Source organism: Pseudomonas sp. G5001 (genome assembly GCF_013385475.1).
GTDB lineage: Bacteria > Pseudomonadota > Gammaproteobacteria > Pseudomonadales > Pseudomonadaceae > Aquipseudomonas.
Map to the genome: position 1 here is coordinate 413,748 of NZ_JACAPZ010000011.1, position 25,023 is coordinate 438,770.

Annotated in this window: 22 protein-coding genes and 4 pseudogenes; 18 read left to right on the forward strand and 8 right to left on the reverse strand. The window is 53.8% G+C overall.

All coding sequences use genetic code 11. The annotated features are described in order from the left end of the window. The first annotated feature begins 191 nt into the window (after positions 1-191). Positions 192-1,124, forward strand: a complete 933-nt coding sequence (locus HX805_RS12010; RefSeq protein WP_137205916.1) for a LysR family transcriptional regulator — start codon at positions 192-194, stop codon at positions 1,122-1,124. A gap of 462 nt (positions 1,125-1,586) precedes the next feature. Here HX805_RS12010 and HX805_RS12015 read toward each other — a convergent pair. Further along, a pseudogene (locus tag HX805_RS12015) lies at positions 1,587-1,789 on the reverse strand (IS3 family transposase); the annotation flags it as partial. Between the two features lie 350 nt (positions 1,790-2,139). Then, positions 2,140-3,162, reverse strand: coding sequence for a diguanylate cyclase (locus HX805_RS12020; RefSeq protein ID WP_177116881.1), 1,023 nt, complete (start codon positions 3,160-3,162; stop codon positions 2,140-2,142). Positions 3,163-4,439: 1,277 nt separating this feature from the next. On the opposite strand from HX805_RS12020, the gene HX805_RS12025 reads away from it, so the two are divergent. The 13 genes and pseudogenes from HX805_RS12025 to HX805_RS12085 all read left to right on the forward strand — a co-directional run. Then, the gene (locus HX805_RS12025; protein ID WP_047541057.1) at positions 4,440-4,751 is read left to right on the forward strand and encodes a hypothetical protein; all 312 of its coding nucleotides are present in this window, start codon (positions 4,440-4,442) and stop codon (positions 4,749-4,751) included. Positions 4,752-4,908: 157 nt separating this feature from the next. Further along, positions 4,909-5,217, forward strand: coding sequence for an RAQPRD family integrative conjugative element protein (locus HX805_RS12030; RefSeq protein ID WP_189663491.1), 309 nt, complete (start codon positions 4,909-4,911; stop codon positions 5,215-5,217). Next, on the forward strand, positions 5,214-5,453 hold the full coding sequence (locus tag HX805_RS12035; RefSeq protein WP_019819651.1) for a TIGR03758 family integrating conjugative element protein: 240 nt from the start codon (positions 5,214-5,216) through the stop codon (positions 5,451-5,453). The genes HX805_RS12030 and HX805_RS12035 overlap by 4 nt, the downstream gene beginning before the upstream one ends. A gap of 18 nt (positions 5,454-5,471) precedes the next feature. Next, complete coding sequence (locus HX805_RS12040) at positions 5,472-5,810, forward strand: TIGR03745 family integrating conjugative element membrane protein (RefSeq protein ID WP_047541053.1); 339 nt, start codon at positions 5,472-5,474, stop codon at positions 5,808-5,810. Positions 5,811-5,822: 12 nt separating this feature from the next. Further along, on the forward strand, positions 5,823-6,203 hold the full coding sequence (locus tag HX805_RS12045) for a TIGR03750 family conjugal transfer protein (protein WP_137205918.1): 381 nt from the start codon (positions 5,823-5,825) through the stop codon (positions 6,201-6,203). Then, complete coding sequence (locus HX805_RS12050; protein ID WP_137205919.1) at positions 6,200-6,853, forward strand: PFL_4703 family integrating conjugative element protein; 654 nt, start codon at positions 6,200-6,202, stop codon at positions 6,851-6,853. The genes HX805_RS12045 and HX805_RS12050 overlap by 4 nt, the downstream gene beginning before the upstream one ends. Beyond that, on the forward strand, positions 6,853-7,746 hold the full coding sequence (locus tag HX805_RS12055; protein WP_137205920.1) for a TIGR03749 family integrating conjugative element protein: 894 nt from the start codon (positions 6,853-6,855) through the stop codon (positions 7,744-7,746). The genes HX805_RS12050 and HX805_RS12055 overlap by 1 nt, the downstream gene beginning before the upstream one ends. Continuing rightward, the gene (locus HX805_RS12060; RefSeq protein ID WP_137205921.1) at positions 7,736-9,226 is read left to right on the forward strand and encodes a TIGR03752 family integrating conjugative element protein; all 1,491 of its coding nucleotides are present in this window, start codon (positions 7,736-7,738) and stop codon (positions 9,224-9,226) included. The genes HX805_RS12055 and HX805_RS12060 overlap by 11 nt, the downstream gene beginning before the upstream one ends. Further along, complete coding sequence (locus HX805_RS12065) at positions 9,204-9,647, forward strand: TIGR03751 family conjugal transfer lipoprotein (protein WP_137205922.1); 444 nt, start codon at positions 9,204-9,206, stop codon at positions 9,645-9,647. Before HX805_RS12060 ends, HX805_RS12065 begins: the two co-directional genes overlap by 23 nt. Continuing rightward, positions 9,647-12,610: a conjugative transfer ATPase gene (locus HX805_RS12070; RefSeq protein WP_137205923.1), complete on the forward strand. Its 2,964-nt coding sequence runs from the start codon at positions 9,647-9,649 to the stop codon at positions 12,608-12,610. Before HX805_RS12065 ends, HX805_RS12070 begins: the two co-directional genes overlap by 1 nt. After that, positions 12,607-12,906 (forward strand): hypothetical protein, encoded by a 300-nt coding sequence (locus HX805_RS12075; RefSeq protein WP_047541041.1) that lies wholly within the window; start codon positions 12,607-12,609, stop codon positions 12,904-12,906. Before HX805_RS12070 ends, HX805_RS12075 begins: the two co-directional genes overlap by 4 nt. After that, entirely contained in the window at positions 12,906-13,568 is a 663-nt protein-coding gene (locus HX805_RS12080; protein ID WP_047541039.1) for a thioredoxin domain-containing protein, read from the forward strand. Before HX805_RS12075 ends, HX805_RS12080 begins: the two co-directional genes overlap by 1 nt. Positions 13,569-13,760: 192 nt before the next feature. Continuing rightward, positions 13,761-14,989: pseudogene (locus HX805_RS12085) on the forward strand (transposase); the annotation flags it as partial. Between the two features lie 357 nt (positions 14,990-15,346). On the opposite strand, the gene HX805_RS12090 reads toward HX805_RS12085, so the two are convergent. Next, positions 15,347-16,141, reverse strand: a complete 795-nt coding sequence (locus HX805_RS12090; RefSeq protein WP_137205924.1) for a helix-turn-helix domain-containing protein — start codon at positions 16,139-16,141, stop codon at positions 15,347-15,349. A gap of 88 nt (positions 16,142-16,229) precedes the next feature. Between HX805_RS12090 and HX805_RS12095 the strand changes: the two genes are divergently transcribed. Beyond that, positions 16,230-17,477, forward strand: coding sequence for an MFS transporter (locus HX805_RS12095; protein ID WP_137205925.1), 1,248 nt, complete (start codon positions 16,230-16,232; stop codon positions 17,475-17,477). Here HX805_RS12095 and HX805_RS12100 read toward each other — a convergent pair. Further along, positions 17,390-18,301 (reverse strand): LysR family transcriptional regulator, encoded by a 912-nt coding sequence (locus HX805_RS12100; protein ID WP_137205926.1) that lies wholly within the window; start codon positions 18,299-18,301, stop codon positions 17,390-17,392. The genes HX805_RS12095 and HX805_RS12100 overlap by 88 nt on opposite strands. Positions 18,302-18,445: 144 nt before the next feature. On the opposite strand from HX805_RS12100, the gene HX805_RS12105 reads away from it, so the two are divergent. The 3 genes and pseudogenes from HX805_RS12105 to HX805_RS32335 all read left to right on the forward strand — a co-directional run. Further along, the gene (locus tag HX805_RS12105; protein WP_047541031.1) at positions 18,446-19,843 is read left to right on the forward strand and encodes an amidohydrolase family protein; all 1,398 of its coding nucleotides are present in this window, start codon (positions 18,446-18,448) and stop codon (positions 19,841-19,843) included. Between the two features lie 11 nt (positions 19,844-19,854). Then, positions 19,855-20,328, forward strand: a complete 474-nt coding sequence (locus tag HX805_RS12110; RefSeq protein ID WP_047541029.1) for a DMT family transporter — start codon at positions 19,855-19,857, stop codon at positions 20,326-20,328. A gap of 39 nt (positions 20,329-20,367) precedes the next feature. Continuing rightward, a pseudogene (locus tag HX805_RS32335) lies at positions 20,368-20,841 on the forward strand (SMP-30/gluconolactonase/LRE family protein); the annotation flags it as partial. A gap of 340 nt (positions 20,842-21,181) precedes the next feature. Here HX805_RS32335 and HX805_RS32600 read toward each other — a convergent pair. From HX805_RS32600 to HX805_RS12135, 4 genes and pseudogenes are all read right to left on the reverse strand, one after another. After that, a complete protein-coding gene (locus HX805_RS32600; protein ID WP_371317074.1) occupies positions 21,182-22,045 on the reverse strand; it encodes a methyl-accepting chemotaxis protein in 864 nt (287 codons plus the stop codon). Further along, positions 22,037-22,807 (reverse strand): annotated as a pseudogene (locus HX805_RS32605) (MCP four helix bundle domain-containing protein); the annotation flags it as partial. The gene HX805_RS32600 and the pseudogene HX805_RS32605, both read right to left, overlap by 9 nt. A gap of 746 nt (positions 22,808-23,553) precedes the next feature. Then, positions 23,554-24,291, reverse strand: coding sequence for a transporter substrate-binding domain-containing protein (locus tag HX805_RS12130; protein WP_047541021.1), 738 nt, complete (start codon positions 24,289-24,291; stop codon positions 23,554-23,556). Beyond that, positions 24,288-24,998, reverse strand: coding sequence for a TerC family protein (locus tag HX805_RS12135; RefSeq protein WP_137205929.1), 711 nt, complete (start codon positions 24,996-24,998; stop codon positions 24,288-24,290). The genes HX805_RS12130 and HX805_RS12135 overlap by 4 nt, the downstream gene beginning before the upstream one ends. Positions 24,999-25,023 lie beyond the last annotated feature (25 nt).

The window sequence follows — 25,023 nt, forward strand, 5'->3', positions numbered from 1 at the left end:
GGTCGCAGTTACAAAAGATATCGCCCCTTGGATGGCTTAAACTATCAATGCTACGAGTGATAACCGTCCAATCAAAGGTGATGATAGGGCGATATACTGAGGTTATCGCCCAATGCCTCCCCTCCCCCCCTTGGCAAACCTTCACAATTCTTGTAACTCTGGGTGTTCTCTTCCTGACCCGAGTCTTGCCCATGAGCCAAATTCCCGAAGCGCACCTTATCCACAGCCGCCTGCGCCTGAGGCAATTGCGCTTGATGCTGGCTCTGGATGAATTGGGCTCATTGCGCAGGGCCTCTGATAAAATCGGCATGACTCAACCCGCCGCCACCAAGATGCTGCACGAAGCCGAAAACCTGTTGGGGGTCAAGTTGTTCGAGCGCATGTCCCGCGGAATGCGGGTCACGCCGTTTGGCGAAACGGTGATCTACTACGCGAGGATGGTGTTCGCCGAGCTGTCAGGTATGCGTGAAGAACTGGTCGCGCTAGAATCCGGCAACTTGGGCCGGGTGACCATCGGCGCGATTCCGGCACTGGCGTCCGGGTTGCTGACCCGCACTATCGCCACCATCAAACAAAGCCATCCTCGCCTCTCGATGAGCATCCAGGTAGACACAAGCGACGTACTGGTCCAGGCCTTGTTACAGGACCAGTTGGACGTGGTTCTGGGGCGTATCCCGCCTGGAGCCCGCGCCGATGAATTGCTCTTCGACAGCCTCGGAGAGGAAGCCCTGTGCGTAATCGTCGGCGTCCAGCACCCATTGGCCAGCGCGGCGGCCCAGGACCTGAGCTGGGGCCAACTGCAAGCCATGACCTGGGTCTTGCAGCAACATCCCAGTCCAATGCGCTCGATTATCAACCAGGCGTTCTACAACGCTCAACTTGACATCCCAAGTAGCATCGTCGAAACCACCTCAATCATGACCCTGCTGTCACTGATCCAACACACCGACATGCTGGGCGTTACACCGTTGTCGGTGGTCAATGAATACCCCGGCAAACACCTACTCGCCGTACTGCCAATCGAGGTTGAGCCGCGCCTGCCGCCTTACGGGTTGATTACCCGACGGCATCGGATCAAGTCGTCAGCAATGCAGGCATTTATGGGGGCAGTGAGGACTTCCTAATTTCGCAAAACCCCAGCACAACAATCACGAGCTTTTCGATGATAAAATTGCTTTACCACAAAGCCTGCTGCGGTGCGGGCTGGGTCAGTACAACGGGAGCCATAGTCGCAATCACGACTAAGCAGGAGACCACATGCGATCGAATAATCTTCCCGCTGCGCCTTACAGCTTTTAGCACTCTCGACTTGCAGATCTGATCGACTTGTATCAGGCATTCGCGGCGCTCGGCCAAGTATGACGGTGTTTGAGCAGAGTTCAGTGCTGTATGACGCCGTGCGCGACCTTCACCCCACCTGTTAGGTACCAAAGAAGTTTCAGCACTGAACCAGCTAATTGGCTCAATAGCCAGTACGCGTATGGAAACGTCATCTATACTTAAAGCCCCGACCTTCAAAAATCTGGGGCTGAGGACGTAGAGGAATGCCAAATTTCGAGTCCATGAAGAAAAGAAATACCAATACATCAGGAAAATCGCAGCGGCAAGGACGGGATGTTGAAACCAGGGCGGCGTTTTACGCTGTAGAACATCTCCACGTAATCGAACACATCACTACGAGCATCTCCCCGCGTAATGTAGATTTTACGCTTGATCCACTCCCGCTTTAGCAACTGGAAAAAGCTCTCCGCCACAGTGTTGTCGTGCAGTTACCTCGACGACCCATGCTGGCCACCGGGTCAAAGTGTGGTAGTCGAAACGCAACAGCCTCAAGAAACAGGTCTCTATTTCTTCCTGCTCAGGAAATCGAAAATATCGAAATCTTTTTGATATATGGCTTAAAAGGCTGGAACTGAGAGTCGACTCCAATGCGGTGCTGCGCAGATGGAATTAACCGTTACTGATAAAATAATTAGTTTATTGCTGACAACTTCCGATTGATTACATATCCTCAATACTGAAAACCTGGCAGCTCCAAATATTGAGGAGGCCGCCATGAGTAGCCAGGCATTTGATCACATCTCGCCTGGGCGGCACATAATAACAACAATACTCTCAAACCTGTAATTTTAAAAAAACTTAATCAACTTCAGCTCTGTCACGACCATTTACTTTTGCCTTATAGAGCAATTGATCAGCCCTAATAAACCATTGACTCGCGCTTTCCAGAGTACTGTCCCAAGAAGCAATACCAGCACTGATACTTAGCGACTCATTGAAAGCATCAAGACTATTCCCTTTAAAAGCACATTGAATCCTTGAAATTATCTTCACTGCCTGATCTTGAGACGTATTCCACATAATAATGCAAAACTCATCACCACCAAACCTCGCGATGACATCATCAGGACGTAAAGAGCTCTTTAATGTTTCGCTCAGCAGGCACAAGGCTTTGTCTCCGACGTCATGCCCATAGCTATCATTTATCTTCTTAAAATTATCGATATCCATTAATATCAAAAGCGAATTCATACACCTTGAAGACTCCTCCGCAAAATCACTTAAGGCTTGATTGACATACCTCCTATTAAGGAGTCCTGTCAAGTCATCCGTAACACTCAAGCTTTTAAGTGTAAATTTCGTTTTCTGCAGTTCGGAGGCAAGTTGATAAGAGGCAAACCCTACAATCATTGGGTAGATAGCAAGGAGCGGCAGGCTTGCCCACGCTGAGGATGCCGGGCTCTCCTGCAATGAAATATCAAATACTATACCATATAAGAACACGCCCAGTGCCTGAAGCAATAAGCCTCTCCTCATGAACCTCACCCCACCGGTAGCAATGGTATTGAGAATTACCATCGCCGACATGCTTATTGAACCAAATGAGTTGAGACCTATTGATGAAATCCATAGCCCGCAAAATAATGAGTCAAAACTCAAATTTAATATTTCTGTTTTGTAAGGATCCTTTGCCTGCCTTGCAATTCTATAGGCCAAATGTGGCCACATTAGAACATTTAAAGCGAGCGCAAATATTAGAATTTTTGGCTGATCAAATTGGACAATTGATACAAATATAATTGGGGAGCATAGCAAGGTCCCAGCAATACGAGGATAATACATTCTTTTGGCGAACCGTATACCGCTTTGCCACTTGTCCATCATCAACCTCATATGGCCTAACCGCAATGACAATATGACATCATTTTAGCTGGTAAGCGTCTGCAATTGGTTTTTTAGGCGTTGGTTTGCACTTTTTTTTCTGCTTTTCGCATCTTACCTGCGTCTGCAAATAGCATCCATTTCGATCTCCATGTACCTATACTCATGCGGCCACTGCACTGGGGGCGCCAGTAGCCTAGACGCGAGCGTATGCTGAAAAAGTACGATTTTTTGACGTCAAACCCTCGTCTTTTCCAGGGTTGATGCTCCCTTTCTCGAATGATTCGCCGATGGCCAGATGCTTATCAGTGCAGGATTATAGTGGACTTCGGACTATGTCGTGCGCGCCGAATAAAGCTAGAGCAGACCTAGAGAACTTCGTGCCAATGTTCACAGCAGCGGTAATCCTAACTTGCATATTTTCCATTGTCGACCTTAGCGATCACGGGAACAATCAAAGCCTAATGGTAGGCTATGAAATATTGCTATACTTCTAGCACGTCTAACCCTCCTATATTTATCACCATGCATTATGTTGAGCGGCTGGCTGCGTCCGACTGGGAGGCACTTCATAAAATCCGACGCACTACAGATACGGGGCATAAGAAAATAAATTTGGGAAACATATAAAAACCTCCATTAACCCTACGTATCGGCACAATTGCTGTCAGAGCACTCAGACAGTGGGGCATCAAGCAGCAGCTGGAACTTTCTAAATCTTTTAGAATGATCTTCTATTGCCGAACCCCATGCATCGCTATTGACTAGATCCAAACCAACAAGCTTTATCAACTCTATATTTGAAACTTGCAGCTCAAGCAAGCGTGCTTGAATTTCATTGCGCAAACTATCTCTTCTACACATAGAGACTCCGACCAAAAAAATTTAATTAAATGATACTCCGCTACATCTTCCTGACCATTCGAACACCTATCCTATTTTCTACACTTCCAGCCCTGCTTTTTAAGCAACTGTCCCTGCCTTACATAACACTTTAACCCACCTGTACTAATCGGGCTAACACTCACATCCAAGCGCATCATATGACTGTTACCTGGCACAGCCGCTCTTGGCAATAAGATGTTTTTGTCATTCGCGCACCTCACTCAACCCTCAAATTTTAAAACGCATCTAGATCTCAAAACCAGAGGTGAGTGATGAAATCTCATGTAGTTTAGGCACGAGAAAAAACTTAGCTACCCGACTGTTTATTTCTGATGCCCCTTTCATTCGCTCATCTGCAAGTCTAACGAGACTACACTTCAGAGGCTGTCGCAATGAGCTACCAAGCATTTGAATACCATACCGAATTCGCCCCGCTGCACTATCTCGTCCGAACCAAAAAGCTCTTCATGTTCAAGTCCGAAGAGCCATCTACCGAACCTGACGTTCAAGGCTTCCTGCAGGATCCGGAACATCAGCAGCGCCTTGCTCAGCTAGGCCAAGAGGGCTGGGATCTGATCAGCGTTCAACCCGTGGTAAGGGGCGAAGTCCAGATTGGCAATCAAAATGCTCAGGGCTGGGCCTACGGCCTTGCCTTGCCAACCGGCTATCTTCTTTTCTTCAAACGCTCGATCCACAGAGACTGAGGGTGCAGTTACCGCACGGAGAAATCCTAACAGCCCCGAGTATGGTTTTCTTGCGGCGACTATAGCTTGATCACGGCAAGCTGGCGGCAACAGGAATGACTTGAGCCCAGCCGTGATCCAGAAACAGCGCCTACCCGCCCTTACATGCCGATTCGTACTGACAGGACTGATCCTGCTTTTCGGGATCAGCCTGTCTGCCTCCCAAGCGGTAGCTGCTTCTGCCTCCGAACAGGCCAACCTGGACGTCATGATCCGCCAGTTGAATGCCTTGGAGGACACAGCACGTCGTAGCGCTCAAGTAGCAGACGAGCCGGGCAAACGGTACTTCTTCGATTACCAGCGTTTGGCGGGCGACATAGCCCGAATCCGCCATGGCTTGGAGGGCTACCTGACGCCAAGCCGAGCCCAACCTCGGGATCCAGCCGAGCTTTCAGGACAATACACCACCGAAGGTCGCCAGCCATGAGCATGAACGGCGCTCAGGCTTCGGCCTTTCAAGCGGCGAGTGGTTTCCCGGCTTCGTCGAGCTACCTATTTTTCGTCGGCGTCGCCGTCGCCATCACGTTCGTGTGGGGGGCCTGGGCCGTCTGGAGCTGCTACCGAGGATGGGCCACCGGCAACCTTGACCGGACGATTGCTTCGACCTCTTTGGTTCGCATCCTGCTGCTTTGCATGATCCTCACCACCTTTGTACTCAGTTGATCGTATTGGAGACTCACCATGAATTTGCTTTCAAAAACACGCTACATGCTGATCGGCATGCTTGCTCTTCCGCAACTGTCCATGGCCGCCCTCCCCCAGTCACAGCCTCCGACTCGAGGTGAGGGCTCTAACCTGATGCAAACCATGCAGAACTACGCCTTTGACGGCATGTCGCTGATGGGCCTGATCGTCTGCGCCGTTATTTTCACCGGGGTAGCGTGGCACGCCTTCGGCGTTTACCACGAGATCCAACACGGCAAGAAGAAATGGGCTGATCTAGGAGCAACGGCCGCTGTCGGTGTGGCCATCTTGGGTGTCGCCATCTTTCTGATCACCAAGGCAACTAACATTCTTTAAAGAGCCTTGGCCATGACAGAACTCTCTGACGATGGGACGCTAATTTTCCTACCGGTACGGCTGAACAATCAGCCGGTCATCATGGGCGGCCTCACTGCCGATGAAATGTGGGCAACCCTTGCGATCAGTGCCGGCTCAGGATTGGTAATTGGGATTCTGGCAGCAATTTTGACCCATATCTGGGCGCTGATCATCGCCACGGCCATGCTCTTTGCGATCCTTGGGCTGACTCTTGCGAGCCGCTTTTTAAGGCGTTGGAAACGCGGCCGACCGGACACCTGGCTCTACCGCCAGATGCAACTGAGCATTGCACGATATCTTCCTACCTGGAACAAGGCCCACCTGATCACACGCACGGGTGCGTGGACCTGCCGTAGAACGGGGGCTCAATGACTTATCGAAAAAAAGTGGACGCCCAACTGTCCCATATCAACAGCCTGCGCCTGGTCATTGGCCTGCTGATCGCCCTGGGGCTGTACATGGCCTATGGCTGGCAGAGTGCACCACGTGACCTGACTATTCATGTACCACCAGACCTGCGTTCAGGTAGTACACGACAGTGGTGGGATATCCCACCTGAGTCGGTCTATGCCTTTGGACTGTACATCTTTCAACAGATGAACCGCTGGCCCGTCGACGGTGAAACCGACTACGAGGACAACATCGCCCGATTAAGTGGCTACCTGACGCCCAGTTGCAAAGCCTATCTGCAAAAAGACTTCGAACTGCGCCGCAACAGTGGGGAGTTGCGCAAACGCGAGCGTGGTGTATTCGAGATTCCTGGCCGAGGAATTGACGATAAATCGGAACAACATATTGAGCAGCACAGCATCAACGACTGGACGGTCAACTTGGATATCACCGCTGACGAGCACTACGGCGGAGAACGCGTGAAACGGGCACTAGCGCGTTATCCGCTGCACATCATCCGATCCGACATTGACCCCGAGAAAAATTCTTTTGGACTCGCCTGGGACTGCTACAGCAGCAACCCTCAGCGCATCGAAGTCTCCGCAGAACCTACCCGATCGGGAGGCAAATGATGATGCGTCGGCTGCTGATTATCGGATTGCTCATGCTCAACTTCTTCGGCATGGCCAACGCCGTTGAGATTTTACGCTGGGACCGAATTCCACTGGCACTGCCCTTGATCGTCGGCCAGGAACGCATTGTTTTTGTCGACCAAAATGTTCGAGTGGGTGTACCCCGGAATTTGGTTGATAAGCTGCGCGTCCAGAGCACCGGTGGCGCACTGTACCTCCTGGCCAAAGAACCCATACCTCCGACTCGCCTGCAGCTCCAAAATATGAGCAGTGGCGAAATCATGTTGGTGGACATCATCGCTACAGAAGGTAAACCAAATCAGGCCGCACCCGAGCCTGCAAAAATTGTTGCCGGCGAAGGTCACTCGCCTCGTTACGGGCAGGCCAGTTCGAAGCCGACAAGCAGTCGCGCTCCGGTCCCCACGTCGGAGCCCAACGTTCAATACGCGGATCCGCCGACTCCGCGCCGCGAGACGCCTCTTCCGGTGGTTATTACGCGCTACGCCGCACAGATGCTCTATGCCCCTCTGCGCACCGTGGAGCCTGTGGACGGTATCGCCCAGGTCAATCTTAAGCGGGGTCTGAACCTCACGACGTTGCTGCCGACGTTGCCGGTCGACGCCTCTGCATTAGGAGCATGGCGGTTAGACGATTACTGGGTGACGGCAGTGAAACTGCGCAACACCAGCACTCAGCACCTTGCCCTCGATCCGCGGGAGCTGATGGGAGACTTCATCACGGCGACGTTTCAGCACCCTTACCTCGGCACCAAGGGTGATGCAAGTGACACCACAACGGTCTATTTGGTGACACGCGGCCGTGGTTTGGCCGAATCGTTACTGCCGGCGGCCGTCAGCCAGATCGATCCGAAAGGAGGTCGCCATGAAGAGTAATCCTCTGGTCAAATTCCTGGTCATCCCTTTCGCGATCCTGGCGTTATTCATGGTGGTCAAACTGTTCAGTAAGGACAGTTCTGAGAAACAGGCTAACGCTCCAGAAACAATCGTGCTCAGTACGGGTGAAGCTAAAAAGCTTGGCGTTGACGGCGATACCCCCGGCGACACGCTGCGCACCATCGTGGTGGAAAGCAGACAGCTCAAAGACCAGGTTTCCAATGCGTTGAAGAACAATGATGAGCTGAAACAACAAAACCTTGAGCTACAAAGACGTTTGCAGTCGATCAACGACAACGTTGACAGCAAGCTGCAAAACGTCCAGCAAACAATGAAACAGGAGTCACAACAACAAAGCCAGACCATCCTGGATACGCTGCAGCAGCAATACAACAGCCTGAGCAGCAAATCAGCTAACAGCAATCAGTCGGGATCGGATTTGCCGATCGGATTCGGCGTTCAGCCTGGTGATGGGCAAGACTTCAAAGGCGCTCCTGGACCGGATTTCGTTTGGATCGAGCCGCAGGACGCAACCCCTGTCGATATCAATGGGAAGCCCATTGCGGCCGGTTCCAATCAAACCGCCTCGGGATTCAACTTCCCGACCTCCTTCGGCGAGTCCGTAGATCGAGGCCAAAATGCTCTGCGTACGGGCGCTCAGAACGTAGCGAGTGAGATCTCGCCACAGGAGGCCCGCAAACAGGTACGCAAGGTCTATACGCTGCCACAGAACTCCACATTGATGGGTTCGGTGGCCATGTCTGCGCTGATCGGCCGGGTGCCCATCGACGGCACGGTCAACGACCCCTACCCCTTCAAAGTACTGATAGGCCCGGACAACCTCACCGCTAATGGTATCGATTTGCCCGACGTCGCCGGCGCCGTGGCCAGCGGCACAGCGTCCGGCGACTGGACTCTATCTTGCGTACGCGGGCAGATCAAAAGCCTGACCTTTGTCTTCAATGACGGCACGGTACGGACGCTGCCACAGCCACAAGAAGAAACGAATGGCAGTCAGAACAGCAATAACCAGAACAATGGCAACCAGAACACCATACAGGGAGGCCTGGGCTGGATCAGCGATGCCTACGGTATTCCGTGCATCAGTGGCGATCGTAAAAGCAACGCCTCGCAATACATCGGTTCCCAGGTACTGATTACCGCGGCCGGAGCCGGAGCTGCCTCCCTCATCAAATCGGACGGAAACAGCAGTTCATTTATAAATCCGCAGTCCGGGACCATCGGGTCAGTTGGCGGCTCAGGCAGTGACGCCATGGGCAAGATCATCGGCCAAGGCGTCAATGATGTGTCCAGTTGGGTGAACAAGCTCTACGGGCAAGCCTTCGCGGCAGTGTACGTGCAGCCCGGTGCGAAAGTTGCCGTTCACCTGGACCAGCAGCTGACCATCGATTACGAACTCCAAGGCCGCAAGGTCAACTATCGCTCAGGAGCCCGTCATGCTTCGACTGCGCTTGACTAATCATTCTTTAAAAATCGGAACCTACCTGGTGATCGCAATGCTCGGGACTGGCTGCTCCACCAGTAAGGACGAGCTGCTCTCCCATGGCGACAGCACGATGATGGACGTTTGGGATCAAGGTGCCAGTGGTTCAGGCAATAGCACGAGTAACCGCCAGTTGCTCGATGCCCGACAGGATCTGCGTAGGCCTCTGCAACCCAATCAGCCTGGAGCCCTGGGCGAGAATGCCAAATTTACCCGTACGGCTCAGAGCGAGATTTACAGCCAGTTTAAGCGTCTGCCCAATCCGGACCTGGTCATGTATGTCTTTCCCCATCTGGCGGGCTCTGATCCAGCCCCTATCCCGGGCTACACCACAGTGTTCCCGTTGTACCAGCGCGTGCAATACGCCATGCCTGGCGAACGCACGGAGGCCTATTAATGAGGTTTTTTGAGCGGTTTAAAACACGACGTGGCTCAGACCGAGTCGAGCCGAAGCTCGCAGTGAATGCTACCGAGCACGTCGACGTGCAGGCATCAGCGACTGAGTCCTTTGAGGCAGCGACTGAGCGCTATTTCGCACGCCTGGCTTCCATGGGCATTCCCTCGCCGAGTGATTGGCGCAACCCAAAGAAAAAACCAGCGACTACCGCTGACGTCGACCGCATGTATGACGTTAACCCCTCTTTCGTGGATCTTCTGCCGTGGGTGGACTATCTGCCGGCGGAAAAAGCCATGCTGTTGGAAGATGGTGTGTCTCGTGCTGCGTTCTTTGAGCTGACACCGATCGGCACCGAAGGTCGAGATCCCGACTGGTTGCGCAAAGCCCGGGATGCCCTGGAAAACGCCCTACAAGACTCTTTCGATGAGCTTGAAACCTCCCCGTGGGTCGTGCAGTTATACGCTCAGGACGAAACCAGTTGGGACAACTACCTGCAGCAGTTGCACGACTACATTCAACCCCGGGCACAGGGCAGTGACTTCACCGAGCTTTACTTGAAGCTGATCAAGCAACATCTGGAAGCCATTTCCAAGCCAGGCGGGCTGTTTGAAGACACCAAGGTCAGCCAACTGCCATGGAGGGGCCAACAGCGCCGCGTCCGCATTGTTGTTTACCGACGTACTCAGGGGGCACAAACTGACGTGCGCGGCCAAGCACCTGCCCCTTATCTCAAAATCATCTGTGATCGCTTGGTAGGCGGCCTGGCGAACGCCGGCATTAAGACGCATCGCATGGATGGTCACGCTATACGCCATTGGTTGATTCATTGGTTCAACCCGCGGCCTGACCACCTCGGCCCTACAGACGCTGATATCCGCCGTTTTTATGAGGTGGTTTGCAAGCAGGTGCCGGAAACTGAGGAAGGCGAGTTACCGCTGGCCAGCGGTACCGACTTTTCGCAAAACCTCTGTTACCGCGAACCGCTGTCGGACACAGAGAAAGGCTTGTGGTACTTCGACGGCCTGCCCCACCGCGTGGTGATGCTCGATCGTCTGCGGGAAGCGCCCAAGACGGGACACCTGACCGGTGAAACACGCAAGGGCGGTGATGCGCTCAATGCGCTGTTCGACAAAATGCCAGAGGACACCATTCTCTGCATAACCCTCGTGATCACTCCGCAGGACATACTTGAAGGCCACCTGGAGCAGCTTTCACGCAAGGCCGTTGGTGATACCCAAGCGTCGATCCTGACCCGCGAAGACGTTGCTGTCGCCCGCCAGTTGCTCGGCCGCAAGCACAAGCTGTACCGGGGTAGCGTAGCGTTTTACCTACGCGGGAAAGACGACTTGGAGCTGCAGGAGCGCAGTTTGCAACTGAGCAGTGCTTTGCTGGGAGCGGGTATGGAGCCCGTGGAACCCCGCGATGAGGTTGCCCCCTTAAACTCGTACCTCAGATGGTTGCCCGGCAATTTTGATCCAAATGAGCGCAAGGCACTGGAATGGTACGCGCAACTCATGTTCGCTCAACACATTGCGAACCTGGCCCCCGTCTGGGGACGGTCAACCGGAACGGGACACCCAGGAATCACCCTGTTCAACCGAGGTGGAGCACCGATTACCTTCGATCCGCTGAACAAGCTGGACCGCCAAATGAATGCGCATCTATTCATCTTCGGCCCTACCGGTTCAGGGAAGTCGGCCAGCGCAACGAATATCCTTAGTCAGATCGTGGCCATCTATCGGCCGCGACTTTTCATCGTTGAAGCCGGCAACAGTTTTGGTCTGCTGGGAGACTTTGCCAAGAAGCTCGGTTTGACGGTCAACCGCGTCCGTCTCGCACCAGGATCAGGGGTCAGCTTAGCGCCCTTCGCCGATGCGGAAAAACTCATTGAGTCGACCGCGAACGTCAAAACGCTTAAGGCTGATGACCTCGATGCCTCGGACGAACACCTGGCAAGCCAAACCGAAGACGAACAGCGCGACATCCTGGGAGAGATGGAAATTACGGCCAGGCTGATGATCACTGGCGGGGAGGATAAAGAAGATGCGCGCCTTACCCGGGCTGATCGCAGCGCCATCCGCCAATGCATCCTCAATGCGGCACAGAAATGTGTAGCGGAGCAACGCATCGTTCTCCCTGAAGACATCCGTGAGTCACTGCGAGAGATGGGGCATGAACCGGGTATACCGGCCGCTCGAAGCTCACGCTTCCTGGAGATGGCGGAAGCCTTGTCCATGTTCTGCATGGGCACAGAAGGCGACATGTTCAACCGCCCAGGTACGCCATGGCCCGAAGCGGACATCACCATTGTGGACCTGGCCACGTATGCCCGAGAAGGCTACAGCGCACAGATGGCCATCGCCTACATTTCGCTGCTCAACACAGTCAACAACATCGCAGAGCGGGATCAATTCAAAGGCCGCCCCCTGATCTTCTTCACCGACGAAGGCCACATCCAGTTGAAGGTTCCGCTGCTGTCCCCCTACTCCGTCAAGATCACCAAAATGTGGCGGAAGCTGGGAGCTTGGTTCTGGATGGCCACTCAAAACGTTGACGACGTACCACCAGAGGCATCGGCCCTACTCAACATGATTGAGTGGTGGATCTGCTTGAACATGCCGCCTGATGAAGTGGAGAAGATCGCACGCTTTCGTGAACTGACCCCCGCTCAGAAGTCGATGATGCTGTCCGCACGCAAGGAAAGCGGGAAGTTTACCGAGGGTGTGGTGCTGTCCAAAAGCATGGAAATGTTGTTCCGGGTGGTACCACCTAGTTTGTACCTGGCCCTGGCCATGACGGAACCGGAAGAGAAGAAACAACGCTACGACATCATGCAGGCCACAAGCTGCAATGAGCTCGACGCGGCCATTGAAGTGGCAGCAACGCTAGACCGCTATCGCGGTATCGAACCTCACATCATCACTTTTCCCGAGCAAGTCACGGCCTTGGAGCGCCACGTATGAGAACACTGAATTCCTTGACCCAGAACCTGATTGAAAGTCTGACCCAGTTGCTTGAACAGCCCGGTGAGGATGCTTTGCAAACTTTGGAGGTTTGCGCCCCCGTCCTGATAGAGGAGCTGCAACAGGTCTTGATACGTGCCGTGGACCGTCGTGACATCGAGTCCCAGCTTCAAACAGTATTGGCCAATTGGCTTCGCCAACATCCACAACCCGAGAGTGCTGAACACGCCCTTCTTGAAGCCCTGCGCAAACAAGCGCTTCTGTCATCGAAATCCGCAGCAGAGGCTCAGACGTGATGCGTCTTGGTAGACGATGGGCAATTCCTTCAAACCTTCTTCTGGCAAGCGTGGCATTGGCTTGCCTCATCACCTTATCGGCTCTGCTTATCAACGCCTTCATTAAAAGAGAGGCACAAATACCGCGGCACACCGGCCCTTGGCTTTTAGGACCAGCCGATGCTCGCTGGACTGTGACTGAGTTTGCGGATCTGGAATGCCCGTATTGCAAGATCTATACACCGGCGCTGAAAGCCTGGGTACAGCAGCAGAAAAGCGTGAACTTGCAGTGGCAACACCTGCCACTGGATTTTCATGGTTCGGCCGCGATAACCGAAGCCAAAATCGTTGAATGCGCGGGAGAGTTAAGCGGCGCGCCGGCTTTCTGGCAAGCCGTCGACCAGGTCTTTGAACGAACCCGTAGCAACGGCCTAGGCTTTAATGGTCAGTTGGATATCAACGACGTTAGTCACCAGGCACTGATGGCCTGTGCTGCAAATAATAGACAGATCGCTCTACGCATCAGTCGCCAGGCTGAAGAAGCGATGAGGTCTGGGGTCACAGCGACCCCCACCGTGCTGATTAGAGACAATAAAACCGGAAGGTCTCTAAAACTGGAAGGTCCTGCCGATGATGTGATGTTGCTGTCGGCAATTGACTTGTTGATTGAGAAAGGCAACTAGCTCTACACCATATTTCCACTATGTGCATACGCGGCCAGCAACCGTAATTCATGTGCGAAAGGTGAAAATATAGTTGTGTCGAGCCTAGGAGATCTAAAAGACCGCCCACGCCGGCGTATAAAGTAGAGCAAGCCAACCTGCAGCAGCCAGGTACTGTACTGGTCTGATGAAACCGAACACCCTTTTAGGTAGCCAATTGGGCGTCCTTCGATTGACCCAGAGTTGATGATCCGCATGCTGATCGTGAGCTGTTGCTACGGTATTCGCTCCGAGCTGCGGCTGTGCGAAGAGGTCCATTTAAACCTGGCGTATCGCTGGTTCTGCCGATTAAGTCTTGAAGATGAAGTCCCCAATCACTCGACCTTTTCCAAAAATCGACACGGCCGTTTTCGGGAGAGTGATCTGTTTCGCTGGTTGTTCAAAGAAGTGCTGCGTCGCTGCATGAACGCCGGTCTGGTCAAGGGCGAAGGCTATGCCGTGGACGCCAGCATCATCAAAGCGGATGCCAGCCGGCAGCGCGGTGTACCGGGCGATGAACCGGCGAACTGGAGTGATCCGGCCCTAAGCACCCGCGCCGTGCGTGAGTATCTTGAGGCACTCGATGAAGAGGCTCTGGCCGAAACCCTACCGAAGCGCCTATCGCTGACTGATCCTCAAGCCCGCTGGACCGCGGCTGCAGGTGGCCCAGCGTTCTACGCTTACTCCACGAATTATCTGATCGATACCGAGCACGGCGTGGTCATAGATGTCGAGCCCACACCGGCTCATCGAACCGCGGAAGTCGGGAGCGTCAAGACAATGATAGATCGGGTCAAAGTCCAGTTCGACATCAAGCCATAGCGCCTCATTGCCGACACCGCTTACGGTACAGCGCCAATGCTGGCCTGGATGGTTGAGGTAAAAGACATCGAACAGCATGTGCCGGTGTGGGACAAAACCGAGCGAAAGAACGACAGTTTTTCGAGGAACGATTTCCACTGGAATGAAGAGGCTGAGGAATACCGCTGCCCGGCCGGAAACCCATTGCGCAGCGAATGGCGAGCCTTCAAAAAAATGAGCGTTCACACGTCACCAAAGCCAACACCATCATCTTCCGATCCCGGCAGACCGACTGCGTTACCTGTCCGATGAAAGCCAAGTGCCGCCCCAACACGTCGGCTCGTAAGATTGTCCGCAGCGTCCATTAAGCTGCTCGTGATGTGGCTCGGCGCATTGCAGTAACGCTGGCGCATCAGCGCTCTCGCCACGAACGTAAGAAGGTCGAAATGTTGTTCGCCCACCTCAAGCGCATTCTGAAACTGGATCGCTTGCGACTACGTGGCATGAGTGGCGCGACTGATGAATTCACCCTTGCTGCTGCGGTGCAGAACCTGCGACGGCTGGCCAAATTTTCTTCTCAAGGGCCACCGGTTACGGGATAGGTGCTTCTGCACAAAGCAAAAAATCTCCAATCAATACAATAGCCGAGCTGCAAAGCTCAACGAAGGGTCGAAAAACCACTCAATGTGGTGAGTAGGTTCTCCAGTGGAGATCGTGCGTGAGTTCAGCCGATCTGCAAATCAGACTTTTTTCAACAGAATCGGCCATAAGCGGCCCCCCTGAGGTATCTACGAAACTTGGGCGATTCAGTTTCCCTATGATGAGGGTATACCGCTGCTGATGCACTAGGGAGCCAATGGTTGAGGAAATGGCAAAGCCGAGATAGGGAAGTGGCCACTATCGGCAATAGCAGACAGATCGTTCTACAGCCTCGGCGCTTTGTATCAGCCAGCTGAGCACTAGCGCAGAGAGGAAAGATACTGAGTAGGCGGTTTTCCCAGGGCTTTTTTGAACATCGTGATGAATGCATTAACAGAGTCATATCCCAGGATGCCCGCCACACGTTGCACGGATACCCCCTCCGCCAAATGACTCAGTGCGATCATCAAATGCAATTGTTGACGCCAGCGTCCGAAGCTCAGCCCGGTCGTGCTTTCTACAAGCCTGGCCAGCGTCCGTTCACTGGTTGCAAGCCGAGTGGCCCACTCGCGCAAAGTGGTTCGGTCGCCTGGATCTGAGAAGAGCGTATCCGCGATTTGTTTGATCTTGGGGTGGTCTGATATCGGCAAATGCAGCTCTTTCAGCGGGGCATCGGAAAGCTGCTCAAGCAGCACTGCAACCAGCCGAGCTGTCTTGCCCTCGGAATGGTAAGCAGGTTCCTGTTCAGCGAGATGCAGGACCATCTCCCGAACAAGGGGCGTAATGGCAACCGTGCAGCATTCTTCAGGCATGGCTGCCGCACCGGGCTCAACGAACAGAAAGCAGGTCCGGGCGTTTTCGGTCACTCGGCAACTGTGCGGCGTGCCGCCCGGGATCCATACGGCGTGCTGGGGAGGGACAAGCCAGAGTGCATTTTGCACCTCACAGCTCACTGCGCCATGCAAAGACAGGATGAGCTGGCCTTTGCGATGATCATGCGGACAAGCACCGGAATTATTCAGGTCAGGCGCAACCTTGAGGGCAATCGCTGCCTGGGCGAAAAGGTCTGAATCGAAATCTTCCGGCGAGGAAACGACACTTTTTGAGCTTGGCATAATTTAGATATCAGGTGTCTTGATATCTATATTAGACGGTTCTGAAGTTCTCTACAGTTGTCTTCTTTTAAGAGGACAGATAAAGAATATGTCAGATACAAAAAACAAGTGGCATGCCATCGCGCTCGTCGCAGGCATTCTGCTTATCGCCGTGAACCTGCGCGTTCCCTTTACCAGCATCGCGCCCGTTTTGCCGCTGATCCAGAATGATTTTGGCTTGAGCGCCTCAGCTCTAGGCCTGCTTACTTCACTGCCATTACTTGCCTTTGCAGCCTTCTCCCCGCTCAGCGCATCGGTCGCCCGCAGGTTCGGCATCGAGCGCACGCTTTTCGGTGCACTGTTGGTCATTTCAGCGGGCATCCTGCTCCGCTCCGCAGGCAGCGCGTGGGCGTTGTACGCCGGTACGATATTGATAGGCACTGGGATCGCCCTGGGCAACGTGCTGCTGCCCGGCCTGATCAAACGCGACTTCTCGACAAAAATGGCGTCCATGACCGGCGCTTATTCCATCACGATGGGTGCAGCGGGCGCTGTCGGTTCAGCCGTAATAGTTCCGCTGACCCAATCATGGGGATGGCCGATTGCCCTGAGTTTGTTGGTCGCAGCCCCGTTGTTGGCGCTGGTGGTGTGGCTGCCGCAGTTGAAAAAACACGAACACGTAAATCTGTCAGCTCCGAAAAAAGCGCCAACCGTGGCCGTCTGGCGTTCGCCGCTGGCATGGCAGGTCACGCTGTTCATGGGGCTGAACGCGATGCCTTTTTATGTCGCCGTCGGCTGGCTGCCGACGATTCTGATGGACCATGGCATATCCCCGGAGCAAGCTGGCACGGTACACGGCACGCTTCAACTGACCACGGCCATTCCCGGCTTGATTCTGGCGGCCACGCTTCGTCGCCTCAAAGACCAGAAACTGGCAGCCGCTACCGTCAGCCTGTTAACCGCCTCATCCCTGATCGGGCTCATTTACACGCCAGACTACGCCATGTTGTGGGCCGCGTTCCTGGGCTTCGGCTCTGGTGCCAGCATGATGCTCGGCCTGACCTTCATCGGCTTGCGCACAAAAAATGCCGGTGACACGGCGGCACTTTCAGGAATGGCGCAGTGCGTCGGCTACCTGATGGCAGCCGCAGGCCCCTTGCTGCTGGGCCAACTGCACGACTGGACCGGTGGCTGGACATCGCCGCTGCTGATCACAGTCGCAATCTCCGTAGCCGGCGCATTCACCGGCATGCTGGCCGGGCGCAACGTTCAACTTGAACCTGCTGAATCATCGTCGGGAACAAGCCCGGCAATCCAGTCAGCGAATGCGCTCACAGCTGGTGATAGAAAGCGCTGATGCGGGTATAGCAGGTGCACAGGAACCGATGCGGGCTGCCAGTCAGCAAGCACTTCGACCAGCCGCCCTTCTCGCAGATGCTCGCTGACCACGTTCTCAGCGAGCTGCACCAGCCCGAAGCCTTCAAGGCACATTTTGATGTAAAGCCCAGTCTCGTTGACAGCCGCTGTGCCGTTCACCGGGACTGAGATTTTTTCGGTGCCACGGGCAAAGCGCATTTCACCTGCTTGCCTTGCGCGGCCCGAGAAGTAATGGATGGCCCGGTGGTGAGACAAATCTTGCGGAGTTTGCGGAGTACCGTTCTCTTCGAGATAGGCGGCAGACGCACAGGTCAACCAGCGAAACCGGCCGAGGGGGCGCGCAACGAGCGTTGAGTCATCGAGCTCGCCTGTACGAATGACGCAATCGACACCCTCCTGAATCAGATCAACCTGCCGGTCATTGACGCCTATCATCAGGTAGATATCCGGGTAGCGCCGGTAAAAGTCTTGCAGGTTTGGCATGACGATGAAGTGTGCAATGCCACCCGGCATATCGACACGCAAACGCCCCTGTGCCCGTTTTACGGAATCCGTCAGGCTGGTCTCTGTGTGTTCTATCAGCTCCAATATTTCCCGGCATTGCGTCAGATATTGTATGCCCTCAGACGTTAGGCTGACCCGCCGTGTTGTTCTGTTCAATAGGCGCACCTGCAAGTACTTCTCAAGATTTTTAACGCTGCTGGTAACTGTCGAGGCCGGCAAAGAGAGCGTTTGCGCCGCCTGGATAAAGCTTCCTGCTTCTGCCACACGTACGAAAACCTGCATCGCTTGAATACGGTCCATGACTGTTAGCAGCCTCAAAGCAGTGATCGGGGAAGTCTTTATTATTCGTAAATATTGAATAATAAAAACAGTTTAACCATCTTTTTCCCGCAGTATCGCATTGCGTACATTGCTTCCAACGAAATTTGAAGAGGTGTACCGAAAATGGCCGAATATAACCGCAGCATCGTGCAGGCCCCGGCCGCTCCGGCCGCCCGCACCCTTATCCGCGGCGCCACTGTGCTGAGCATGGACGGTGATATCGGCAATCTGGCGCGCGGCGATATCCTTATCGAAGGCAGCACCATCACGGCCATAGGTGAAAACATCGAGGCCGGCGACGCCGTTGTTATCGAGGCATCCGGCATGATTGCCATGCCCGGTATGGTCGATACGCACCGTCACTCCTGGGAAGGGCAGCTGCGTCGAATCAATCCGAATGCCGAAACCCTGGAAGACTATTGCAACGCCACGCACTTCTCGTTCGCCAAATACTATCGCCCGGCTGACATGTATATCGGGAATCTGCTGACTGCATTGGGCTGCATCGATGCCGGCATCACCACCGTGGTCGATAACTCGCACAACAGCCGCACCGGCGCGCACTCCGATGCTGCGGTCGAGGCGCTGCTTGATGCTGGTATCCGATCTGTACACGCCTCCGGTGCGCCAGTTTCTGGTGAGTGGGACAAAGCCCACTGGCCCGGCAACCTGGAGCGCCTGCAGGAAAAATACGTCAAGAACGATGACAACCCACTGCTCTCGCTGGCTGTGATGGCGCAGCTGGAACCTGAGCTATGGGCTGAAGCCCGGCGTCTGGGGCTGCCGATCATTACCGAATTTTTTGGCGGGGACATGGCAACTGAGTTGGAGGGTTTGCATCGCGAGGGCCTTCTGCGCCCCGATAACATCTTCAACCACTGCACCGCGCTGCCGGACGCCGGCTGGAAAATCCTTCGCGAGGCAGGCGTGCGGGTCAACGTATGTCCGCGTTCAGATGCCCACTACGGCATTGAAGATGGAATGTTCGCCATGCAGTCGGCCCAGCGTCACGGCATCAGCCCGGGGCTGAGTGTCGATAACGAAACCTCTTACAGCGGTGACATGTTCATGGAGATGCGGGTGGCGTTCTACCTGCAACGCGTCATGGGCATGCACCAGCAGCGCTGCTGCGGCGCAGAACCTCATCCGGTGACCCTGCCTGCTCATGGACTGCTCAAAGCCGCCACTCTCGACGGCGCCACCTGTGCCGGATTGCAGGACAAAGTCGGCAGCCTGGCTCCCGGCAAACAGGCCGACCTGATCCTTATCAATGCGCAGGACATCAACCTTTACCCGCTGGGTAACGCATTTGGCACCGTTGTACACGCGGCCGAGCGCAGCAATGTCGATACGGTCATCATTGGCGGTCGCATCGTCAAGCGCGGCGGCAAGGTGCTGGGCGTGGACAGCGAAAGGCTGCGTGCAGCAATCGACGAGTCCCTTGAGCATCTGTTTGCTGCGGCAGGCTACCAGCCGGATATTTTTGCCTCGACATTCATGCAGCTTGAGTCAGCCAGTTAAGGAGGCGTGGTATGAACGTAGCCTACTACCTGCTGGCAGTTTGCGCGGGGCTTGGCATCACCCTGCAGACCACGCTGAATGGCCAACTCGCTAAAGGCGTGGGTGGCGATTCCGTAGCGGCGGCGCTGTTCTCATTTACTGCCGGAGCGGTATGCCTGGGTGTCTTTTCATTGATGCGTGGCGGGATAGTGGCCTCACTGGCGGCTATACCTGCCCAGCCATGGTGGAGCCTGCTGGGCGGTCTGCTGGGTGCCGGTGCCTTGCTTAGTTACGTGGTGCTTGCACCAAAAATTGGTCTATCAGCCCTGCTGGGCCTCGCTATCGCAGGTCAGATTTTCTCTTCACTGGTTATCGATCATTTCGGATTGATGGGGGCATCGGAAAGGCCCGTGTCTCTCGTCAAGTTGGCCGGGTCGATGGTGATGCTCGCAGGCCTGGCCATCGCCCTGTTCGGTGACAGGTGGTTAGCACTTTTCTCCGACTGACTGCCTTGTTTGGCCCATCCTGTTTCGTAGGACGCAACCATGTTTGAAACCCTAACCGGCACCACCAGTCTTCTTGGCGAGTGCCCTGTCTGGTGTGAAAGAACCGAACGCCTGTTCTGGACCGATATCCCCGGCTGCGAGTTGCTTGCTCTGGACCCCTTTCGCGGTCAAGTGCAGCGCTGGTCACTGTCGGAGCCGCTGGGATCTTTTGCCCTCACAGTAGATGAAGACGTATTACTAATGGGGCTAGCCTCCTGCCTGGGCTATTACAACTTACCATTGCACCCCGTCTCGGCCGAACGGATCCATGCGTACCTGGAGCCCGATATCCAACGCGAGCCCGGCCCTGGCCCGTTGTTTCGCTCGATCCGTGGCCGCACCACCGGTACCGGGATCTGTCCCGATGGCATCTATAAGGTGGTGGCCCAGTGGGCCAAGGCGGCGGATATTCACATCGAAGGCCTGGGCGTGCATGGGTTGCGAGCCACGACAGCGACCAATGCCCTGGAGCATGTTGAGGGAGGTGGACCGTAGGCTAGTCAGCATACGAGCCCCTTCAAATCAAGACTAAGAGGAATTCAATTAGCCAGCCATTTCAAGTTCTGAGCTTTCTATAATTGGAATTGAATTTAGTCGACTGATTAAGCAGCTTCACATATAGGACTGTCCATCCGACAACACAGCGCCAGAGAAAAAACGAGTGGATCTATGATCGAAAAATCCAAGTGGTAATTACACTTGCCTTACTCAGAGAGTACATGAGCCTATTTTTTTAGTTCGGATTCAACACAAGGAGCGCCAGGCTCTGCTGCAACCCCAGCAGCGGAGCCTTTAAGCAATTGGTGTATATCGATCAGATCACAAAGCGTGCTACCATACCATTCAAATCAACCGCCAGCCTTGAAAGCTCATGACTGGCGGCACTTGTTTGATTCGCACCCGCAGCAGATTGAGTTGCCAAGTCACGAATATTGACTAGGTTACGATCGACCTCGCGAGAAACTTGGGCCTGCTCTTCAGAGGCACTAGCAATAACCAGATTTCGCTCATTGATTTGCGAAATAGCATCTGTGATCTGCTCCAGAGCGTCTCCCGCAGCGCGCGCTAACTCAAGGGTGTTTTGCGTACGACTAGTATTCAAAGCCATACATTGAACGGTTTCGCTTGTCCCACTCTGAATACCGGCCACCATCTGCTCGATCTCACGCGTAGACTGAGCGGTGCGATGAGCAAGGGCCCGCACCTCGTCAGCCACTACTGCAAATCCACGGCCAGCTTCGCCAGCCCTCGCAGCCTCGATGGCAGCGTTAAGAGCCAAAAGGTTTGTCTGCTCAGCAATAGAGCGAATGACATCTAGAACTTTACCGATATCGCGACCCTGTTCAGCCAAACCTTCGACGAGGCTTGATGCCGCCTTAACATCTTCCGTCATTACTTGAATCGCTTGCACCGTCTGGACAACTTTGTCGCGCCCCTGACGTGCAGTCTGAGTAGATTGCTCTGAGGCTTGAGACGTGGACACAGCGTTGCGAGCAACTTCTTCGACCGCTACAGTCATCTCATTCACGGCGGTTGCCGCTTGCTCAAGCTCGCCATTTTGCTGTTGTAGCCCGCGTGACGATTCTTCTGTAACAGCACTCAGTTCTTCAGCTGCCGACGCCAGCTGTGTGGCCGAGCCTGATATCAATTCGATCGTTTCACGCAAACTTTTCTGCATGATCACCAATGCTTCGAGTAAACGTGTAGCCTCATCGTCACCGTCAATTTGGATAAGCTTGGTGAGATTTCCCGTGGCGATCTCCTGCGCTGCGCTGACGGCTCGCGACAAAGGCGCTACGATACTGCGAGTCAGCGACCAAGCAAGCACAACGGTTAGCAGTGAGGCAATAATCGCCACAGCAATAATAGCGGTCGTTGCTATCTCATACTCTCTGCCCGCTGCCTCAGATAAAGTTACCGTGCTTTTTTTATTAATATTGACCAAATCATTAAGCTGCGCAGTCATCAGGTCCGAAGTTCGCCTCATAGTCGCATTAATCATAGTTCGAGCATCCTCAAACTTACCTTCACGCGACAGTTGCACCGCTTGATTAAGATAACTAACATACTGACCTAGAGAAGCATCAAATTTTTGATAAGTAGCCTTCTCCTCCACTCCAGCTGGCAAGGAACCATAATTCGTCTTATCGCTCTGCAACTGAGCAATGGTCTCTGCAATTATCTGGGCGCTTTCCTGAATCATCTCCGGTTCTCTATTAACTACTAAGCGCAATGAGAAAACTCGCAAGCGCATTGCCATTTCTTTAACGTTCCCTAAAAGGGTGATACTGGGCAAGGTATTTGTCTCCATCTCCACTGTGGCTTGTCGAATGAGTGACATACGATTCAACGCAAAAAACCCTAATCCGATTACTAACAGTGCAATAAATGCAAACCCGAGAAACGCCCTTGGAGCAATGTTTATTTTTCTTAAGAACATGGATTTACCTCATAAGAGTGAACAGCTGTAAGCGATCCATGCTGTAAACGTTAGGAAGCAACTCCACGCTTCCTAACGAAGGTTTCAGATATAAAGTCTAGAACCTTAATAACTCTTTCGGCAGGAACCCGCAATTACATTAACAAATCATGTAAATTATTTTCTGACGCCACTTAACTGACACTCAGAAAGCAGTGAGCTAATAAATTCGATAGCTCCCAAGAACTTAGCAAGCTATCTTTCTGAACCCTATTGGGAGTGTAAATCGTTCTGCATTTGAAATTTCGGAGCCATGCACGTTTGGCAAGCTGCCGTTCCGATCTGTTGAATAGTTGGTGGTCAGAAAACGAGCTGCTATGAACAGGTATTAACATCTGGCGGGGTAATTCATTCTTAAGGCGCGATATTGAAAACTTTCCGTAAAAAATGCGCTGCCCCGCAGATGCGGCGCATTTCCAGATTTAAGGTAAAAATATGAATAAGTCAAATAGCAAACATTCACAATGTACAATTCGAAAACCAAAACATACGTGATGACCACTTAGTAATATCCAGACTTATGCAAGAAATTTTCGGCAACGACACTGTGCCTAACCACTAGCAGCTCCTGCAGTGCCCAGAACACCAGCCGTCATTCTTTATCCTGCTTACATAAGGTAGCCTCATCACAACTATAAATTAGTTCCTGCCGCCCCTAATAGGCAGCTATCCTAAATGTGTGCACCACATTTCATTGATTTTGAAAACTACTCGGCAGGACGCAAAACACGGGCGTCACGCTCACCACTGTCGCTAAACGCTTCGGCGACAAAGCCGCTTCGCAGACGGCGGTCAATGAAGTTCTGGACGTACTCCGCTGCGGCGTACCTTCCTTTCGGCACTGCTATCGCCTGAAGTATTTCAGTGAAATTGTCCTTCAGCACACGCACGCCCGTGCTGGATTTGGCGAAGCGCTCGAGTGGCTGACGTACCCCGGCGGCTGCCTCTAACTCAAGCTCCATAAATATATCGATGGCACCTGATGACGTCGTTGCACGAACGAGCTCTGAGTGTTTCAACGTGCGGGACAAGAATAGGTCATAGGCGGCACCCTTTCCTACGGCGATACGGTTTCCGCCAGTATCCAGAGCAGAGGCTCGATGGAATTTACTATCGGCCTTCACAAGATAGGTTCCGTCGATAGAAACGTAGGGGTTCGAGAACGCGATTTTCTCGGCCCGAACAGGCTCGACTGCCAGAAATGCAAGATCCCAAGCCTGTTCTTCTAAAGCAGCGAACACCTTGCCGGCAGCATCGTACGTCGCCATCGAAATTTCGATGTCAAGCTCATCGGCAAGGGCCTTTGCCAACGCAACTGACACTCCGGATAGAACTCCAGTTTGCTCATCTCGCTTCGCCAAGACAGGATTGCCAAGGTTAATGGCCACCCGCAGTGTCCCGTGAGGAGCCAAATCCCTACACACTTTGGCAAGTTCAAATTTCACGATCGCTCGCTCCTTTCCGCTTCTGACTGGCTAGCGCCTGCCTCTTTCCAATGGATAATCATTTTTCCGATAATCAAAATCATGAGCGCACCTAGTGCTCCAGCGGCGTAATGAGACCATGTCGGCACTGCCGGCACGCTGATGTCGGTGATCGCCATCCTACCCGCGATCCAGCCCAGCAGTGCCGCTCCCAGCGTGATGACTAACGGGTACCGATCCATGAAGTGCAGCACCAACTTGCTGCCCCAAATGATGATGGGAATGCTGATGACGATGCCGAAGATCACGAGTTCCAGTTGGCCGTTGGATGCTCCCGCCACAGCAACGACGTTATCCAGGCTCATCACCGCGTCGGCGACGATGATCGTTTTGATTGCCCCCAGAAGCTTGGGGCTCGCAGCCAAGTTGTCGTGAGCGTCCTCGCCTTCGGGAACGATCAGCTTGATCCCGATCCACAGAAGGAGCACGGCGCCAACTAGCTTTAGGTACGGCAGCTCCAGCAATTGCAGAGCGAAGAAGATCATGGCGATCCGGAGAAGGATCGCTCCCAACGCGCCACCAATGATGGCGCGATTGCGCTGAGCTTCTGGGAGCTTGCGGCAAGCCAGCGCGATGACCACCGCGTTGTCGCCACCCAGCAAAATATCGATGGCGATGATTTGCATCACCGCCAGCCAGAACCCTGGCGAGTTTATGAGTTCGATCAAAATGAGCTCTCCAAGCCAGTGGGGG